At 68.8% G+C, this 16,759-nt stretch carries 19 protein-coding genes and 1 tRNA gene; 13 read left to right on the forward strand and 7 right to left on the reverse strand.

What is annotated here, in order from left to right; all coding sequences use genetic code 11:
* The first annotated feature begins 134 nt into the window (after nucleotides 1-134).
* The 13 genes from L0P92_RS06005 to L0P92_RS06065 all read left to right on the forward strand — a co-directional run bounded on the left by L0P92_RS06005 (nucleotide 135) and on the right by L0P92_RS06065 (nucleotide 7,720).
* The gene (locus tag L0P92_RS06005; RefSeq protein ID WP_234761461.1) at nucleotides 135-470 is read left to right on the forward strand and encodes an SCO3933 family regulatory protein; all 336 of its coding nucleotides are present in this window, start codon (nucleotides 135-137) and stop codon (nucleotides 468-470) included.
* Between the two features lie 2 nt (nucleotides 471-472).
* Nucleotides 473-1,813: an FtsK/SpoIIIE domain-containing protein gene (locus tag L0P92_RS06010; protein ID WP_234761462.1), complete on the forward strand. Its 1,341-nt coding sequence runs from the start codon at nucleotides 473-475 to the stop codon at nucleotides 1,811-1,813.
* 55 nt (nucleotides 1,814-1,868) lie between these two features.
* Nucleotides 1,869-2,045 carry a hypothetical protein gene (locus L0P92_RS06015; protein WP_234761463.1) on the forward strand — a complete coding sequence of 59 codons (177 nt, stop codon included), beginning with the start codon at nucleotides 1,869-1,871 and terminating at the stop codon, nucleotides 2,043-2,045.
* 14 nt (nucleotides 2,046-2,059) lie between these two features.
* Nucleotides 2,060-2,269, forward strand: a complete 210-nt coding sequence (locus L0P92_RS06020) for a hypothetical protein (protein WP_234761464.1) — start codon at nucleotides 2,060-2,062, stop codon at nucleotides 2,267-2,269.
* A 5-nt stretch (nucleotides 2,270-2,274) separates the two neighbouring features.
* Entirely contained in the window at nucleotides 2,275-2,445 is a 171-nt protein-coding gene (locus L0P92_RS06025; protein WP_234761465.1) for a hypothetical protein, read from the forward strand.
* Between the two features lie 79 nt (nucleotides 2,446-2,524).
* The gene (locus L0P92_RS06030) at nucleotides 2,525-3,049 is read left to right on the forward strand and encodes a DUF2637 domain-containing protein (protein ID WP_234761466.1); all 525 of its coding nucleotides are present in this window, start codon (nucleotides 2,525-2,527) and stop codon (nucleotides 3,047-3,049) included.
* A gap of 19 nt (nucleotides 3,050-3,068) precedes the next feature.
* Nucleotides 3,069-3,254, forward strand: a complete 186-nt coding sequence (locus tag L0P92_RS06035; protein ID WP_234761467.1) for a mobile element transfer protein — start codon at nucleotides 3,069-3,071, stop codon at nucleotides 3,252-3,254.
* 16 nt (nucleotides 3,255-3,270) lie between these two features.
* A complete protein-coding gene (locus L0P92_RS06040) occupies nucleotides 3,271-3,651 on the forward strand; it encodes a hypothetical protein (RefSeq protein ID WP_234761468.1) in 381 nt (126 codons plus the stop codon).
* A gap of 92 nt (nucleotides 3,652-3,743) precedes the next feature.
* Nucleotides 3,744-3,926, forward strand: coding sequence for a hypothetical protein (locus L0P92_RS06045; RefSeq protein ID WP_234761469.1), 183 nt, complete (start codon nucleotides 3,744-3,746; stop codon nucleotides 3,924-3,926).
* 5 nt (nucleotides 3,927-3,931) lie between these two features.
* Nucleotides 3,932-4,987: a DNA cytosine methyltransferase gene (locus L0P92_RS06050; protein ID WP_234761470.1), complete on the forward strand. Its 1,056-nt coding sequence runs from the start codon at nucleotides 3,932-3,934 to the stop codon at nucleotides 4,985-4,987.
* Nucleotides 4,984-6,375, forward strand: a complete 1,392-nt coding sequence (gene repSA / locus L0P92_RS06055) for a replication initiator protein RepSA (protein WP_308289631.1) — start codon at nucleotides 4,984-4,986, stop codon at nucleotides 6,373-6,375. Before L0P92_RS06050 ends, repSA begins: the two co-directional genes overlap by 4 nt.
* A complete protein-coding gene (locus L0P92_RS06060) occupies nucleotides 6,372-6,563 on the forward strand; it encodes a helix-turn-helix domain-containing protein (RefSeq protein WP_234761471.1) in 192 nt (63 codons plus the stop codon). The genes repSA and L0P92_RS06060 overlap by 4 nt, the downstream gene beginning before the upstream one ends.
* Nucleotides 6,563-7,720 carry a tyrosine-type recombinase/integrase gene (locus L0P92_RS06065; RefSeq protein WP_505016536.1) on the forward strand — a complete coding sequence of 386 codons (1,158 nt, stop codon included), beginning with the start codon at nucleotides 6,563-6,565 and terminating at the stop codon, nucleotides 7,718-7,720. The genes L0P92_RS06060 and L0P92_RS06065 overlap by 1 nt, the downstream gene beginning before the upstream one ends.
* A 68-nt stretch (nucleotides 7,721-7,788) precedes the next feature.
* On the opposite strand, the gene L0P92_RS06070 is transcribed toward L0P92_RS06065, so the two are convergent.
* The 7 genes from L0P92_RS06070 to gnd all read right to left on the reverse strand — a co-directional run bounded on the left by L0P92_RS06070 (nucleotide 7,789) and on the right by gnd (nucleotide 16,672).
* Nucleotides 7,789-7,865 (reverse strand) — tRNA-Ile (locus tag L0P92_RS06070).
* A 109-nt stretch (nucleotides 7,866-7,974) separates the two neighbouring features.
* Nucleotides 7,975-8,778: a DUF3566 domain-containing protein gene (locus tag L0P92_RS06075; protein ID WP_234761473.1), complete on the reverse strand. Its 804-nt coding sequence runs from the start codon at nucleotides 8,776-8,778 to the stop codon at nucleotides 7,975-7,977.
* A gap of 18 nt (nucleotides 8,779-8,796) precedes the next feature.
* The gene (gyrA, locus tag L0P92_RS06080; protein ID WP_234761474.1) at nucleotides 8,797-11,388 is read right to left on the reverse strand and encodes a DNA gyrase subunit A; all 2,592 of its coding nucleotides are present in this window, start codon (nucleotides 11,386-11,388) and stop codon (nucleotides 8,797-8,799) included.
* Between the two features lie 42 nt (nucleotides 11,389-11,430).
* Nucleotides 11,431-13,503, reverse strand: a complete 2,073-nt coding sequence (gyrB, locus tag L0P92_RS06085; protein ID WP_308289632.1) for a DNA topoisomerase (ATP-hydrolyzing) subunit B — start codon at nucleotides 13,501-13,503, stop codon at nucleotides 11,431-11,433.
* 474 nt (nucleotides 13,504-13,977) lie between these two features.
* A complete protein-coding gene (locus L0P92_RS06090; protein WP_234761475.1) occupies nucleotides 13,978-14,526 on the reverse strand; it encodes a DciA family protein in 549 nt (182 codons plus the stop codon).
* The gene (recF, locus tag L0P92_RS06095; protein WP_234761476.1) at nucleotides 14,523-15,644 is read right to left on the reverse strand and encodes a DNA replication/repair protein RecF; all 1,122 of its coding nucleotides are present in this window, start codon (nucleotides 15,642-15,644) and stop codon (nucleotides 14,523-14,525) included. Before recF ends, L0P92_RS06090 begins: the two co-directional genes overlap by 4 nt.
* A 152-nt stretch (nucleotides 15,645-15,796) precedes the next feature.
* The gene (gnd, locus tag L0P92_RS06100; RefSeq protein ID WP_234761477.1) at nucleotides 15,797-16,672 is read right to left on the reverse strand and encodes a phosphogluconate dehydrogenase (NAD(+)-dependent, decarboxylating); all 876 of its coding nucleotides are present in this window, start codon (nucleotides 16,670-16,672) and stop codon (nucleotides 15,797-15,799) included.
* Nucleotides 16,673-16,759: the final 87 nt, after the last annotated feature.

Here is a 16,759-nt window from a genome sequence, read left to right on the forward strand (position 1 = left end):
TGGCGGCTGGCCCCGGTAGCCAACCTGAAACATGTCTAGAGACGTGTTGACATCTCCTCTCTAGAGATGTTCCATTGAGTCATCTCTAGAGAGGTTGCTCAGAAGGGGCGACCTCATGGATGAGGAGATGACGCATGCCGTCCTTCAAGATCGACCTTTCGACCGCTGTGGTGTTCGTGGCGACCGCGCCGGAACCGAAGCTGATCAACAAGAAGACCGGTGAGCGGGCCATGGACCGTGACAACCCCGACGTGGGTCTGTCCACGGTGGGCCTGCTGGTGTCGGACGAGGGAGAGGGCAACCTCTACCAGGTCACCGTGCCCGAGACGGGCATCCCGCAGAGCCTGTCGCCGGGTACCCCGGTGGCCGTGACCGGGTTGAAGGCCCGTGACTGGGAGAACGAGTTCAACGGCCAGAAGCGGCACGGGATCTCGTTCCGCGCGGTCGCGATCACGTCGCTGGGGTCCTGACCATGGCTGACGTGGTCACCTGGCTGGAGGCCGGGACTGCTGCGGCTGGTGCCGGTGGGATCGGCTATGCCAAGTACCGCGCCCCGCGCGTGTACTGGTCGGCGGTCGGCCTGCCGGTCACCTGGGGCCGGTTCACCTGGACCTACCGCGACACGATGGAGGTCTGCGGGCTGACGGTGCAGCCGTCCGGCTTCCGGGCCTTCATGTCCCGCAACCTCACTCGCCGTGAGGTCCGCCCGGTGCCGCCCAAGGTGCGTCGGGTCCGCCCGACCTCAACCGGGCTGCGGGTCACCCTCCGGCTTCCCGCCGGCCTGGAGCCCGCCGACCTCTCCGCGTCCTCTGAGCGTCTCCGCCACGCGTGGGGGGTCCACTCGGTGAACGTCGCGGAGACCAAGCCCGGCTACGTCGAGCTGCGCATGACCGGCTACGACGTGCTGAAGCGGGTGAAGATGCCGCGCAACGCCACACCCCGTGACCTGATCGTCCCGGTCGCGCTGCGGGAGGACGGCACGGTCTTCGAGCGGGACTACCGCAAGATCCCGATGGCGCTCACGCTGGGCGCGAACTCCTCCGGCAAGTCGATGTATCAGCGCAACCTGATCAAGGGCTTGGCGAAGCTGCCGGTGGGCCTGGTCGGCATCGACTGCAAGCGCGGTGTCGAGCAGTCCCGGTATGCCCCGCGCCTGTCGGCGTTGGCCACCGACCGTGAGAGCGCCGGCCGCCTGGCTGACGCGCTGGTCACGGAGATGGAAGACCGCTTCGATCTCCTCGCCCTGTACGGCGTCTCGGACCTGTGGGAACTGCCCGCTGAGGTGCGGCCGGTGCCGCTCATCGTGCTGATCGATGAGGTCGCGGAGCTGTTCCTGGTGACGTCCAGGAAGGACGAAGCGGCTCGCGATCACACGGTCATGCAGCTGGTCCGGCTCGGGCAGATGGCCCGCGCGATCGGGATCTACCTGGAGGTGTGCGGGCAGCGCTTCGGCTCCGACCTGGGCAAGGGCGCGACCGCCCTGCGTGCCCAGCTCACGGGCCGGGTGGTGCACCGCGTCAACGACAAGCAGACGGCGGAGATGGGCCTGGGTGACATCGCCCCGGACGCCGTGGTCTCCGTGACCGGCATTCGCGCCGACCGCCCCGGGGTCGCGGTGGCCGGCGATGCCTCCGGCTACTGGTCCCGCATCCGCACCCCCGAGGTCACCCCGGCTCAGGCGGCGGCCGTCTGCCGCGAATTCGCCCACCTGACCCCGCAGTTGCCGTTCCTGGCCCCGTTCCGCCCGGTCGGTCAGATGCCGCCGATGCCCACCGCGCCGCCCCTCGTGCGGCCGGAGCCGGACGGCGAGTAACACCCCCCGTTCCACGGTCGGCGTGACCGCCTCGCGCCAGGTCCCTACCCGACCCATGCCGAAAACAGAAGGGAACGCCATGGACTACGACTACGACGACGAGGGCGTCAACAGCCCGGAAGAGCTGGCGGGCTACAACCGGCAGGCTCAGTGCGGCGGTTGGGAACCGTCGTGGACCCCGGACGACTCCGACCAGCCCACCGCTGTCGGCACCGACGACTCGGACGGCTGACCGCAATGGCCGGCATGCCCGACTTCGAGTTCACCCCGGCGGAACGCGACGACGTCAACCGCTTCGGTGGCCTCTACGAGACCTTGCAGAACGACCTGTACCTCGGTCTGCCCGTGGACTCCTTCGTCGCGGTCCTGCACGGCGCCTTCGAGGCCGAGTTCGCGGTCCGGGACGCGGGCCTCTACCCGCCCGCCGGTCATGGCTACCCGCGTCTGGAGTCGTGATCGTCATGGCTGCTCGGAAGACCGCCAAGCCTCAGGTCAAGCAGTGCCCGACCTGCAAGGGCACCGGTGAGGTCTCCCGCCCCGTCCGCGTCGGCCGCAAGCGCCGCTACGCCGGCGAACAGTCCGGCATCTGCCTGGGATGCCTGGGCTCCGGCGAGATCCCCGCCGACGACTGAACACCGCCGGGGCCGGGCGGTAGGACACCTGATCACCGCCCAGCCCCCGGCCCGATCCCCGCAAAGGAGGTGAAGACTCGTGTCCCATTCGTTCCGGATTGACGCCGTGCTCGTTCAGGCCGTGATCGCTGGCGCGTTGTCCTTCGCCCACCTGCACGACCTTGCCGAAGCCGCCGGACAGACCGGCTGGAAGGCATGGGCCTACCCGGTCTCGGTCGACCTGCTCTTGGTCGCCGTGTGGCGCCGGCTGCGTACCGAACGGTCCCGGCTGGCCTGGTTCTGGTTCCTGGTCGCCCTGGTCGCCTCGCTGGGCGCCAACATCGCCACTGCCGGACTCCTCGACCTCGAACACGTTCCGGCCTGGCTGCGCATCCTCGTCGCCGGCTGGCCCGCGCTCGCCTTCCTCGGCGGCACCCTGCTCGCCCACCAGCCCACCGACCACCAGCCCGCCCCGGTGGTGCCCCCGGCACTGATCGACCACGCGCGGAAGGTCGCGACCGAGCACCGCACCCGCACCGGCACCGAGATCGACACAGCCACGCTGCGCGCCCGGCTCGGCATCCCGGAAGACCTCGCCGGCGCGATCGTCACCCAACTCGCCTGACAGACAAGGAAGTTGACCCGTGCGCCCGAACCGCTTCTACCACGTCATCCGCATCGGCCCGGTGCAGGTCGGCACGTTCAACAACGGCCGTGGCCAGACCAAGCACACCGCCGCCTGCACCGCCCCGGACTGTGGATTCTCCACCGAACACGGCAACCGCTCGGCCGCCGAACTCGCCGCCCGCACCCACCGCTGCACCGCCTGACCCGGAGGGCCGCTCGATGCAGTTACCCGAAGACCAGCTCCGCGCCGGTCACATCCCCACAGAGATCTACCGGCAGCTCCCGCACGGCACCGACGTGCACAAGGTCGTGATCGTGCAGGAAGCCCCGCGCAACTACACGGGCCCCATCGTCCTCACCCTGGTCATCGCCACGGCCTCCGTGGCCGTGCTCCTGGTGATCACGTTCGTCGCCCAGGTCGTCGCCGGTGCGGCCGTCGCGGTCCTGTCGGCCACCGGCGGACTCAGCTACACGATCAACCGGGCCTCCAAGAAGAAGCGGGAGTTATCCCGCGCGGGCACCCGCCAGCGCTCCCGCTCGCCGCGCAAGCACCCCGTGCGCCCCCGGTCTGTCCGGTCCAAGCACCGCTACCGCAAATAGCGCCCTCCGGGACGGCCTCGACCGCCAAGTATCCGCCGTCCCGGACGGCTCCACCCACTCCAGATCTCTCGATCCGAAAGGGCTCCCTCATCATGCCTGCCCGCGTCCCGAACCGTCCGCTCTGCCGCAACTGCGGCGGCTTCCCCGTCGTCGCCATCACCACCGGCGACCGCCACCACGACGGCTCCCGAGTCCTGCTCCACGTCGTCTGCCACACCTGCCAGGGCACCGGCCACACCCACCCCGCCCGCGCTGTGATCCCGGCCGGGAGGTGACGGCCATGACCGTCCTCGACCTCTTCGCCGGCCCCGGCGGCTGGTCCCAGGGCCTGAGCGCCCTGGGCGTTCGGGAAGTGGGCATCGAGATCGACGCCGCTGTGTGCGCGACCCGAGCCGCCGCCGGACACACCACCATCCGCGCCGATGTCGCCGCCTACCCCACCGCACCGTTCTACGGGAAGGTGTCCGGGCTGATCGGCTCCCCGCCCTGCCAGACCTTCAGCGCCGCCGGCCTGCGTGCCGGGAACGACGACCTGCCGCTGTGCCACCAGGGCCTTGACGACCTCGCCCGCGGGAACGACACCCGCGAGCACCTGCGCGCCGCCTGCACTGACCCGCGCTCCCTCCTGGTCGTTGAGCCGCTGCGCTACGCCCTCGACCTGCGCCCCGACTGGATCGCCCTCGAGGAGGTTCCCGCCGTGGCGCCCCTGTTCGAGCACACCGCCCACCTCCTGGCGCGAGTCGGCTACTCGACGTGGACCGGTGTCCTCAACGCGGCGGACTTCGGCGTTGCCCAGACCCGCCGCCGCGCCTTCCTGATCGCCTCCCGCACCGCTCCGGCCCTGCCACCGGAGCCCACCCACGCCGACGGCGGCACCCCCGACGACCTCTTCGGTACCGGCCTGCCGCCCTGGCGGACCATGGGCGGCGTCCTGGGCTGCCCGCCTGCCGTCGTCCACACCCGCGGCAACCACACCACCGGCGGCAGCCGCTTTCCCACCACCGGCCCGTCCTGGGCCATCACCGGCCGCGCTCGGTCCTGGCTGCTCAAGGTCGGCAGCCGTCCCACCGCCACCCGCCGGCGCCTCGACCAACCCGCCCCGACCCTGCTGTTCGGCAAGGCCATGAACCACGTCGCCTGGATCGACGCGGACGGCACCCCGATACGCCGCCTTGCCGTCGAGGAAGCGGCCGTACTTCAGGGCTTCCCCGTCGACTACCCGTGGGCTGGCTCCCGCACCAAGCAGTTCGAGCAGATCGGCAACGCTGTTCCCGCACCTCTCGCCACCGCTGTGCTGCGCTCCCTGGTCCCGGCCGTCCTGGAGGTGGCTGCGTGACCGACACCGCCACCATGGCGGGCCTGGATGCGGCCACCCTCGCCGACGTGCTGAGGGTGGCCGGCTCCGCCGACTTCGACCGCTGGCAGGAACAGATCCGCCGCACCGGCGGCTGCTCCGACCCGATCCGCCTCACCGGCGGCACCAAGACCGTCGACCCGACGACCAAGACCGTGCTCCACTCGTACACGACTGAGCACGAGCCGGGCGGCATGCTCCGCATCGCGTGCGGCAACCGCCGTGCCTCGCGCTGCCCGGCGTGTGCCTGGACGTACGCCGGCGACACCTACCACCTCATCCGCGCCGGACTCACCGGCGACCCGAGCAAGGGCACCCCTGAGACGGTTCGGGATCACCCCCGCGTTTTCGCCACCCTCACCGCCCCCTCGTTCGGCCCGGTCCACAACCGCCCCGGCAACAGGCCCTGCCGCTGCGGTAGCCGGCACTCCGAGGACGCCTTGGAACTCGGCACGCCGCTCGACCCCGCGTCGTACGACTACGCAGGCGCGGTGCTGTGGAACAACCACGCCTCGGAGCTGTGGCGCTACTTCACGATCTACCTGCGCCGCGAGATCGCCCGCCGAGCCGGTCTCACGCAGAAAGCCGCCCGCGAGCAATCCCGCGTCTCGTTCGGCAAGGTCGCGGAGTACCAGAAACGCGGGGCCGTGCACTTCCACGCCGTGATCCGCTTCGACGGACCGGAAGGACCGAACTCCCCGCCGCCGACCTGGGCCACCCTCGATCTTCTCACCGACGCCATCCATGCCGCCGCCGTCCGCGTCGCGGTCGACGTCTCCCCGGCCGGGGATGAGCCAGCCCGCACTCTGCGCTGGGGCACGCAGCTCGATGTGCAGCCGATCGGCGCCTTCGGCCACGGCGAGGACATCACCGAACAGGCGGTCGCCTCCTACGTCGCCAAGTACGCCACCAAGGCAGCCGAGACCACCGGCACCGTCGACCGCCGCATCGGCAACAAGGAAGCCCTCGAGCTGCTCGAGGTGCCCGACCATCCCCGCCGGCTGATCGAGGCGTGCCTTGATCTGCATCCGCTCTACCCGGATCGCAAGCTGCGGGACTGGGCTCACATGCTCGGCTTCCGCGGCCACTTCTCCACCAAGTCCCGCCGCTACTCCACCACCTTAGGAGCCCTGCGCCAGGTTCGTGCTGACTACCGCGCCGCCCAACAGCGCGAATCCCTCGGCCTGCCCGACCCCGACGACGTGGAGGCAACCACCCTGACCCTCGCTCACTGGACCTACGCCGGCCACGGCCACACCCTCGGCGAGTCCTGGCTCGCCGCCAACATCCGTCGCGACATCCAACAGAACCGCGAGACCGCCCGCGAGGAACTACCCGCCTTGCTCGACCTGGAAGGAGCCGCCGCATGACCACCGCCACCCCCGAGTTGCTGACCGTGCCGGAGGTCATGGCGAGTCTCAAGGTCGGCCGGACCAAGGTCTACGACCTGATCCGCACTCATCGCCTGGTCTCGATCAAAGTCGACGGCTGCCGTCGCATCCCCGCTGACTCGGTCGGGGACTTCATCCGCGGGCAGATCGAGCGGGGTGATGCCTGATGGCCAAGAGGCGCCCCAACGGCGGGGGCACTATCTCGAAGCGGGCGGACGGCCGATACATGGGCCGTGCGTACGTCACCGACACGGACGGCCACCGCGTCCGCAAGACGGTGTACGGCGCCACATGGGATGAAGCCAACGAGAAGCTCGGCAAGCTCCAAGACCAAGAGCGCAACGGTGTCCCGGTGCCCTCCCGTGCCTGGTCGCTCGGGGAGTGGCTGGCCTATTGGCTTGAGCACATCGTTGAGCCGGACTCCGAGCACAACACGTACGTCAAGTACGAGTCCAAGGTCAGGCTGTACCTGGTGCCGCATCTCGGCAAGAAGCCGCTGGTCAAGCTGACTCCTGCACAGGTCCGCGCTTTCATGGCGACGTTGAAGCGGGACAAGGTACCAGCCCCCACGCGCTTCGAGGTGCTCCGTGTGCTCCGGAACGCCCTCAACCGGGCCATCCGCGAAGAGCTGCTGACGCGCAACGTCGCTCTCCTGGTCGACATGCCCAAGGTCAGCAAGGACAAGGGCACGGCATGGAACGCCCGTGAGGCGATCATGTTCCTCCGCGCCGTTCGTGCCCACCGCCTCTACGCGGCCTGCGTGCTCGTCTTGGTGCTCGGTCTCCGCCGCAGTGAGGTGCTGGGCCTGCGCTGGCAAGACATCGACTTCGAGGCACGACAGTTCACCCCGGTCAAGCAGGTGCAGCGCGTGAAGGCCGTCGGCCTGGTCCTCAAGGACCTCAAGACCGAGTCGTCACAGGCCGTGCTCCCCCTGCCGGAGTTCTGCGCCCGTGCCCTGGAAGAGCGGCGGGAGCTACAAGACCTGGAACGGAAGATCGCTGGTGAGCATTGGACTCAGGAGCCGGATCAAGACCTGATCTTCTCGTCTGAGCATGGCGGCATGATCGACCCGGTGGGCTTCTCCCGCACCTTCGATCGGCTCGTCAAGCGCGCCGGCGTCCGCCGCATCACAGTCCGCCTCGCCCGGCACACCTGTGGGACCCTGCTCGCCTTCCTGAAGGTGCACCCCAAGGTGGCACAGGCGATCCTCCGGCACAGCCAGATCAGCATGACCATGGACGTCTACACGCACGTGGTCGGCGACAGTGAGCGGGAAGCCGTCGGGATGCTCGCGGAGCTGCTCGAGGATCCGCTCATTGGCTGATCGCCGCTGTTGGTGTCAACCACTGGTGTCAAAAGACCCCCGGACCGATGATCCGGGGGTCTTTTCGCTGGTGGGGCTAACAGGATTTGAACCTGTGGCCTCATCCTTATCAGGGATGCGCTCTAACCAACTGAGCTATAGCCCCGCCGCGCTCTGCGGTGTGTCCCGCGCGCTGACTCCTGAAGATTAGCGCACGACCGGGGCAGTCCCAAAATCGGTTGTCGGGGGACCGTCAGCCGCGGTTCAGCCGCAGGTCACTCGTCCTCGGCCAGGGTCAGCTCGACGCCGCCCACGAAGCCGGCGGAGAGGTTGTAGATGAACGCGCCGAGTGTGGCCAGCGCCGTCGCGAGGACGACGTCGATGACCGCGATGATCGACGTGAACATCAGGACGTGCGGCAGCGACAGGAAGGACTGCAGGTCGAAGCCGTTCGACTCGTTCGAACCGGTCGCCTCGGAGATCGTGCCGCCGACCGTCGAGAAGACGCCCATCGCGTCCATGACCATCCACAGCACCGCGGACGCGACGATCGTGCAGATGCCCAGCGCGATGGAGAGCAGGAAGCTGACCTTCATCACCGACCAGGGGTCGGCCTTGGCCACGCGCAGGCGCGCCTTACGGGTGCGGGGCGTCGTACTGGCCCCCGTGCGCGGCCGGCGTACCGCGCTCGCCGGAGCGGGCGTCTGGTAGGCCTGCGGCGGGTGGTAGGGCCCCGCGGCGGGCTGCTGTGCCTGGCGTTCCCCGGGCAGCGGCGACGCGGCCGTCTGCTGCGTCCCTGAGGGCGCCGGCTGCGGCTGGGCGCCCGGACCGGCCGAGCCCGCGCCGGCCGGGTACTGCTGGGACTGCCCGGTGCCTCGGGTGTCCGTCACGGTTCCCCCCTGGGATCCAGGCGCGCCTGACGAGGGCGAGTCCTTCGCGGGCGACTTGATCGCCTTCAGCTGCGTGGTGTGCGTGTCCGTCGCACGCGCGGCGGAGCCACGGCCTCCGCCGTCCGTCTCCTTACCGGCCGTAGAACCGGTCGGGGTTCCGGACGATCCGGCGCCCGTGGCTCCGCTCACGATGACTCACTCCTCGTGCTACTCGGCCGAGGGTGCCTCACCCTCGTCCGTGCCGATGGTCGCGGCGGCATCCTCGGCGGTCTCGTCGACGGCCACATCGCCGTCGACCTCCTCCGCCTCGCGTCCCGCCTCGGCGTTACGTGCGATACCCACGACGGCATCGCGCTTGCCCAGGTTGATCAGTTGGACGCCCATGGTGTCACGGCCCGTCTCCCTGACCTCGTTGACTCGCGTACGAATCACACCGCCGCCCAGCGTGATGGCGAGGATCTCGTCGGTCTCCTCGACCACCAGCGCACCGACGAGCGAGCCGCGGTCCTCGACGATCTTGGCGGCCTTGATACCGAGGCCACCGCGACCCTGTACGCGGTACTCGTCGACGGGGGTCCGCTTCGCGTACCCACCGTCGGTGGCAGTGAACACGAACGTACCGGTTCGAACAACATTCATCGAGAGCAGCTCGTCTCCCTCGCGGAAGCTCATGCCCTTGACGCCGGAGGTGGCGCGGCCCATGGGACGCAGCGACTCGTCCGTGGCCGTGAACCTGATCGACTGTGCCTTCTTGCTGATCAGAAGCAGATCGTCATCGGCCGAGACGAGTTCGGCACCGATCAGTTCATCGTCGGAACCGTCCTCCATGGCACGGAGGTTGATCGCGATGACACCGCCGGAGCGCGGCGAATCGTAATCCTTCAGAGGCGTCTTCTTCACCAGACCCGCCTTCGTGGCCAGCACCAGGTAAGGCGCCGCCTCGTAGTCACGGATCGCGAGGATCTCGGCGATGGCCTCGTCCGGCTGGAAGGCCAGCAGGTTCGCGACGTGCTGCCCGCGCGCGTCACGCCCGGCGTCGGGCAGCTCGTAGGCCTTCGCCCGGTACACCCGGCCCTTGTTGGTGAAGAACAGCAGCCAGTGGTGCGTGGTCGAGACGAAGAAGTGGTCGACGATGTCGTCTTCCTTCAGCTTCGTGCCGCGTACGCCCTTGCCGCCGCGCTTCTGCGCCCGGTAGTCGACCGTCTTGGTGCGCTTGACGTAGCCGCCGCGCGTGACGGTGACCACGATGTCCTCTTCGGCGATGAGGTCCTCGATGGACATGTCACCGTCGTAGGGGACCAGCATGGTCTTGCGGTCGTCGCCGTACTTCTCGACGATCGCGGCGAGTTCCGCGCTGACGATGCCGCGCTGGCGGACCGGGGAGGCCAGGATCTCGTTGTACTCGGTGATCTTCGCCTGGAGCTCGTCGTGCTCCTGGATGATCTTCTGGCGTTCCAGGGCGGCCAGCCGGCGCAGCTGCATCTCGAGGATGGCGTTGGCCTGGATCTCGTCGATCTCCAGGAGCTCCATCAGGCCCCCGCGCGCGATCTCGACGGTGTCGCTGCGCCGGATGAGTGCGATGACCTCGTCGATGGCGTCCAGGGCCTTCAGCAGGCCGCGCAGGATGTGCGCCCGCTCCTCGGCCTTGCGCAGCCGGAACTTCGTACGGCGGACGATGACCTCGATCTGGTGCGTCACCCAGTGGCGGATGAACGCGTCCAGGGAGAGGGTGCGCGGGACACCGTCGACGAGCGCCAGCATGTTGGCGCCGAAGTTCGTCTGAAGGTCCGTGTGCTTGTAGAGGTTATTGAGTACGACCTTGGCGACCGCGTCCCTCTTGAGCACGATGACCAGGCGCTGACCGGTACGGGACGAGGTCTCGTCACGGACGTCCGCGATGCCGCCGATCTTGCCGTCCTTCACCAGGTCGGCGATCTTCTGCGCGAGGTTGTCGGGGTTGACCTGGTAGGGCAGCTCCGTGACCACCAGGCACTGGCGGTTCTGGATCTCCTCGACCTCGACGACCGCGCGCATGGTGATGGAGCCGCGGCCGGTGCGGTACGCCTCTTCGATGCCCTTACGGCCCACCACAAGGGCGCCCGTCGGGAAGTCGGGGCCCTTGATGCGCTCGATAAGGGCGTCCAGGAGCTCCTCGTGCGAGGCCTCCGGGTTCTCCAGGTACCACTGGGCGCCGGCCGCGACCTCGCGCAGGTTGTGCGGCGGGATGTTGGTCGCCATACCGACCGCGATCCCGGCCGAGCCGTTGATCAGCAGGTTCGGGAAGCGGGCCGGCAGGACGGTCGGCTCCTGGGAGCGGCCGTCGTAGTTGTCCGTGAAGTCGACGGTCTCCTCGTCGATGTCACGGACCATCTCCATCGACAGCGGCGCCATCTTGCACTCGGTGTAGCGCATGGCCGCCGCCGGGTCGTTGCCCGGAGAGCCGAAGTTGCCGTTGGAGTCGACGAGCGGCATGCGCATCGACCACGGCTGGGCGAGGCGCACCAGGGCGTCGTAGATGGAGGAGTCGCCGTGCGGGTGGTAGTTGCCCATGACGTCGCCGACGACGCGCGCGCACTTGTAGAAGCCGCGCTCGGGGCGGTAGCCGCCGTCGTACATGGCGTACAGGACGCGGCGGTGGACGGGCTTGAGGCCGTCGCGGACGTCCGGCAGCGCACGCGAGACGATGACGGACATCGCGTAGTCGAGGTAGGAGCGCTGCATCTCCGTCTCGAGCCCCACGGGCTCGACACGCAGGGTCTGTCCCTCGTCAGGCGTGACGGGAGTGTTCTCGTCGGTCATTGCTGGTGAAAGTCCTTCCTGGTGCGGTCAGCTGAGACCGACTCAGATGTCGAGGAAGCGGACGTCCTTGGCGTTGCGCTGGATGAACTGGCGGCGTGCCTCGACGTCCTCGCCCATGAGGACCGAGAACAGGTCGTCGGCCTGCGCGGCGTCGTCGAGGGTGACCTGGCCGAGGACGCGGTGCTCCTGGTCCATGGTCGTGATGCGCAGCTCCTCGGCGTTCATCTCGCCGAGACCCTTGAAGCGCTGGATCGAGTCCTCACGGACGCGCTTGCCGCGCTGACGGCCCATCTCCAGCAGGGCGTCGCGCTCACGGTCGGAGTACGCGTACTCGACCTCGTCCCGGCCCCACTTGATCTTGTAGAGCGGGGGACGGGACAGGAACACGTGCCCGGCCTCGACCAGCGGCCGCATGAAGCGGAACAGGAAGGTCAGCAGCAGGGTGTTGATGTGCTGGCCGTCGACGTCGGCGTCCGCCATCAGGATGATCTTGTGATAGCGCAGCTTCTCGATGTCGAAGTCCTCGTGGACCCCGGTGCCGAAGGCCGAGATCAGCGCCTGGATCTCCTGGTTCTGCAGGATCTTGTCGATCCGCGCCTTCTCCACGTTGAGGATCTTGCCCCGGATCGGGAGGATCGCCTGGTACTCGGGGTTGCGACCGGACTTGGCCGAGCCGCCGGCGGAGTCACCCTCGACGATGAAGATCTCGCACTTGGTGGGGTCGTTCGACTGGCAGTCGGAGAGCTTGCCCGGCAGGGACGCGGTCTCCAGCAGGCCCTTGCGACGCGTCAGGTCACGGGCCTTGCGGGCCGCCACGCGCGCGGTGGCGGCCTGGATGCCCTTGCGGATGATGTCCGCCGCCTCGTTCGGGTTGCGGTCCAGCCAGTCGTTGAGGTGCTCGTAGACGACCTTCTGGACGAAGGTCTTCACCTCGGTGTTGCCCAGCTTGGTCTTCGTCTGCCCCTCGAACTGCGGCTCGCTCAGCTTCACCGAGATGATCGCGGTCAGACCCTCGCGGATGTCGTCACCCGTGAGGTTGTCGTCCTTCTCGCGCAGCAGCTTCTTGTCGCGCGCGTACTTGTTGATCAGCGAGGTCAGCGCGGCCCGGAAGCCCTCTTCGTGCGTACCGCCCTCGTGCGTGTGGATGATGTTCGCGAAGGAGTACACGCCCTCGGTGTAGCTGCTGTTCCACTGCATCGCGACTTCGAGGGAGAGGCTGCGCTCCTTGTCCTCGGCCTCGAGGTCGATGACGGTGGGGTGCACCACGTCTCCCTTGCGGGAGTTGAGGTACTTCACGAAGTCGACGATGCCGCCCTCGTAGTGGTAGTCGACCGCCTTGACCTCGGCGCTCTCGTCCGCGCCCGCCTCGTCCGCGCCGGACGTCGCCTTGGCCGACTCCCGCTCGTCAGTGAGTTTGATCCTCAAACCCTTGTTGAGGAACGCCATCTCCTGGAAGCGGCGCGAGAGCGTCTCGAAGGAGTAGTCGGTGGTCTCGAAGATGTCCGGGTCGGCCCAGAAGGTCACCGAGGTGCCGTGCTCGTCCGTGGCCTCGTGCTTGGCCAGCGGAGCCGTCGGAACGCCGAGCTTGTAGTCCTGCGTCCAGCGGTAGCCGTCAGTCTTGACCTCGACGGCCACCTTGGTGGACAGGGCGTTCACGACGGAGACACCCACGCCGTGCAGACCGCCGGAGACCGCGTAGCCGCCGCCGCCGAACTTTCCGCCCGCGTGCAGCACGGTGAGCACGACCTCGACGGCCGGCTTGCCCTCGGAGGGCACGATGCCGACCGGGATGCCACGGCCGTTGTCCACGACCCGGACGCCGCCGTCGGGCAGGATCGTCACGTCGATGGTGTCGGCGTGGCCCGCGAGCGCCTCGTCGACGGAGTTGTCGACGACCTCCTGCACCAGGTGGTGCAGGCCGCGCTCGCCGGTCGAGCCGATGTACATACCGGGTCGCTTGCGGACCGCGTCCAGACCCTCGAGGACGGTGATGGCGCTGGCGTCGTACGAGGCGGTTACCTCGCCGTTCGACGAGGCCGCCTCGGCGTCGGTGGACGGGATGTTCTCGTTGGGGTTGCCGGAATCGGCCACGAAGCGCCCTTTCTGGCACAGCACGAGCCAGGCTCGTCGGCGGGTTGCCGGAGCGGCTGCGGCATGTTGCGTTGGTAAGCCTTGATCAGCGTTGCTCAGCTTTTCCCGGACGGTCCCCACGATTGGGGCGGGATTGGCTTCCAGTCTACCGGTTGCGCCGACAGTGATGGGGGTTTGCCGGTACCTGAGTCCGCATGTGCCGCCCTGAACCCGGCTCGGCCGACTCCCGATATGCGGATGGGGTCTCCAAGAGGCTCAGGGAGCCACTCAGCGCTTCCGGGCGTCAACCCTTGGCTACTTCGGAGTCAGGTCGCGATTCGCAACCGCGTGCGGTGGTACGACGAGGAGGTCGCCGACCGCGCTTCGGGCCCGTCGGCAACTGCTGATGTGATGTCGGTCACCTGTGGCTGAAGAGGCCTCGGAGACTGCTGTGACGGCCGCTCGGCAGGCCCTGCCGGCCCTTCACGGACCGCCCGATCACGCGTCGCCCCGCACCCGTCACCCGTAGGTGTCGCCGGGCCCCGTGCTGCCGGGCGCGCGCAGCGGGCCGTACCGGCGGGCCGGGCCGCCCGGCCCCTGCACCTTGATCTGCCGCACCGCGCCATGACCGAGGTCCTCGTTCAGACGGGCCACCAGAGTCGGGGCGAGCAGCCGCAGGTTCGTCGCCCAGGCCGTCGAGTCGCAGCGAACGACCAGAACCCGCTCGTCCTCGTCGTACTTCTCCGGCACACAGTGCTTGGCGACGTCCTCGCCGACGATCTGTGGCCAACGGCCCATCACACCGCCCACCGCGGCCGGCGCCTCCCAGCCCCGCTCGGTGATCAAGCGGTTAATGGCAGCGCCGAGCGCCAAGGGGTCGCGGCCGTCGGCACGCGCGCCCGAGCGCAATCCCCCGCGCCGCGCCTGCTTCTTCTGCTGCGCCGCGTCCCCACGCGCGCGCGCCTGTTCCTTGGCCGCCCTCAGCGCCACGCGCGCGAGGTCGACGCCAGAGGGTTCCGGAGCCTTCCTGGCGGCCTCCGGGGCCTTCTCGGACGGGTTCTCGCTCATACGCGCTCCACCGACCCCTCGGCCACCGCGTACCGCGCCCCCGCCAACACGTGCGGTACGTCGTCGTCGACCGCGGCCGTCACCAGGACCTGCTCGCCGGGCGCGACCAGCTCGGCCAGCCGCTCACGGCGCCGGGCGTCCAGCTCGGCGAAGACGTCGTCGAGCACCAGCACCGGCTCGTTGCCCTCGGCCCGCAAAAGGTCGTACGAGGCCAGCCGCAGCGCCAGCGCGTACGACCAGGACTCGCCGTGCGAGGCGTACCCCTTGGCGGGCAGCTGACCGAGTTTGAGAAGCAAATCGTCCCGATGAGGGCCTACGAGGGTGACGCCACGCTCGATCTCCTGCTTACGGGCCTCGGCGAGTGCCGCCATCAGCTGCTCGAAGAGATCCTCGCGCGTGTGCGCCTCGCCGGGAGCCGACGGCTTGTAGTCCAGGGAGACCGGGCCGCCCCCTGGGGCCAGCTGCTCGTACGCCTTGTCGGCCAGCGGCTGGATCGCGGCGATCAGGTCGAGGCGCTGGGCGAGCAACTCGGCGCCCGCGCGCGCGAGATGCTGGTCCCAGACGTCGAGTGTGGACAGGTCCATGGAGCGGCCGCCGTGCCTTCTGGCGAGCGCGGCCGACTTCAGGAGGGTGTTGCGCTGCTTGAGGACGCGTTCGTAGTCGGAGCGCACGCCTGCCATGCGCGGGGAGCGGGCGGTGATCAGCTCGTCGAGGAAGCGGCGCCGCTCCCCGGGGTCGCCCTTGACCAGGGCGAGATCCTCCGGCGCGAACAGGACGGTCCGCACGATGCCGAGCACGTCACGGGGTCTGACCTGCGAGGACCTGTTGATACGGGCCCGGTTTGCCCTGCCGGGGTTCAGCTCAAGCTCGACCAGCTGCTGCCGGTCGCCCTGACGTACCTGCGCCCGGATGATCGCCCGGTCGGCGCCCATGCGGACCAGGGGGGCGTCGGAGGCGACGCGATGACTGCCGAGGGTGGCGAGATAGCCGACGGCCTCGACGAGGTTGGTCTTGCCCTGGCCGTTGGGGCCGACGAAGGCGGTGACGCCCGGGTCGAGCGGAACTTCGACCCGGGCGTACGAGCGGAAGTCGGCCAGCGACAGATGCGTGACGTGCATGGTCGTTCGCCGACCTCCCCCAACGTGTGGTTCAACCTTCCCCAGTTGTGGACAACCGGGTCACTCCCGAGGGTGCCAGGGTGTCACCCCCAGGGTGTGGAAACTTCTGTGTGGACTTCTGTGGTCCTTGTGTCCTCTTGTGCCCTTGTGGACTACTTCGTCTCGACCGCGTGGCCACCGAACTGGTTCCGCAGCGCCGCGATCATCTTCATCTGCGGAGAGTCGTCCTGGCGGGACGCGAACCGCGCGAACAGCGACGCGGTGATCGCCGGCAGCGGCACCGCGTGGTCGATCGCGGCCTCCACAGTCCAGCGTCCCTCACCGGAGTCCTGTGCAAAACCCTTGAGCTTGTCCAGGTGCTCGTCCTCGTCGAGGGCGTTCACCGCGAGGTCCAGCAGCCAGGAACGGATCACCGTGCCCTCCTGCCAGGAGCGGAACACCTCCCGGACGTCGGTCACCGAGTCGACCTTCTCCAGCAGCTCCCAGCCCTCGGCGTAGGCCTGCATCATCGCGTACTCGATGCCGTTGTGGACCATCTTCGCGAAGTGCCCCGCGCCGACCTTGCCGGCGTGCACGGCGCCGAAGTCGCCCTCCGGCTTCAAGGCGTCGAAGAACGGCTGCACCTTGGCCACGTTCTCCGCGTCGCCGCCGTACATCAGCGCATAGCCGTTCTCCAGGCCCCAGACGCCGCCGGAGACGCCGCAGTCGACGAAGCCGATGCCCTTGGCCGCCAGCTCCTCGGCGTGCCGCTCGTCGTCCGTCCAGCGCGAGTTCCCGCCGTCCACCACGACGTCACCGGGCTCCAGCAGCTCGGCGAGCTCGTCGATGGTCGACTGGGTCGGGGCACCGGCCGGGACCATCACCCAGACCACGCGCGGCCCGGGCAGCTTGCCCACAAGTTCTTCCAGGCTGTGGACATCCGCGAGGTCCGCGTTGCGGTCGTATCCGACGACGGTGTGGCCCGCGCGGCGTATCCGCTCGCGCATGTTGCCGCCCATCTTGCCGAGGCCGACGAGACCGAGCTCCATCAGTTGTTCCTTAGGTCGCTGTGGCGTGTGAGGCACCTTCGTGCCCACGCCAGAGCCTAAACCCGGACGCACGTGCACATCCGTGGG

Source organism: Streptomyces muensis, assembly GCF_021474425.1.
GTDB classification, from domain to species: domain Bacteria; phylum Actinomycetota; class Actinomycetes; order Streptomycetales; family Streptomycetaceae; genus Streptomyces; species Streptomyces muensis.

Coding starts and splice junctions, on each gene's coding strand:
- L0P92_RS06005 (WP_234761461.1), top strand. CDS start 135: ATGCCGTCCTTCAAGATCGACCTTTCGACCGCTGTGGTGTTCGTGGCG.
- L0P92_RS06010 (WP_234761462.1), top strand. CDS start 473: ATGGCTGACGTGGTCACCTGGCTGGAGGCCGGGACTGCTGCGGCTGGT.
- L0P92_RS06015 (WP_234761463.1), top strand. CDS start 1,869: ATGCCGAAAACAGAAGGGAACGCCATGGACTACGACTACGACGACGAG.
- L0P92_RS06020 (WP_234761464.1), top strand. CDS start 2,060: ATGCCCGACTTCGAGTTCACCCCGGCGGAACGCGACGACGTCAACCGC.
- L0P92_RS06025 (WP_234761465.1), top strand. CDS start 2,275: ATGGCTGCTCGGAAGACCGCCAAGCCTCAGGTCAAGCAGTGCCCGACC.
- L0P92_RS06040 (WP_234761468.1), top strand. CDS start 3,271: ATGCAGTTACCCGAAGACCAGCTCCGCGCCGGTCACATCCCCACAGAG.
- L0P92_RS06045 (WP_234761469.1), top strand. CDS start 3,744: ATGCCTGCCCGCGTCCCGAACCGTCCGCTCTGCCGCAACTGCGGCGGC.
- L0P92_RS06050 (WP_234761470.1), top strand. CDS start 3,932: ATGACCGTCCTCGACCTCTTCGCCGGCCCCGGCGGCTGGTCCCAGGGC.
- L0P92_RS06060 (WP_234761471.1), top strand. CDS start 6,372: ATGACCACCGCCACCCCCGAGTTGCTGACCGTGCCGGAGGTCATGGCG.
- L0P92_RS06065 (WP_505016536.1), top strand. CDS start 6,563: ATGGCCAAGAGGCGCCCCAACGGCGGGGGCACTATCTCGAAGCGGGCG.
- gyrA (WP_234761474.1), bottom strand. CDS start 11,388: ATGACCGACGAGAACACTCCCGTCACGCCTGACGAGGGACAGACCCTG.
- L0P92_RS06090 (WP_234761475.1), bottom strand. CDS start 14,526: ATGAGCGAGAACCCGTCCGAGAAGGCCCCGGAGGCCGCCAGGAAGGCT.
- recF (WP_234761476.1), bottom strand. CDS start 15,644: ATGCACGTCACGCATCTGTCGCTGGCCGACTTCCGCTCGTACGCCCGG.
- gnd (WP_234761477.1), bottom strand. CDS start 16,672: ATGGAGCTCGGTCTCGTCGGCCTCGGCAAGATGGGCGGCAACATGCGC.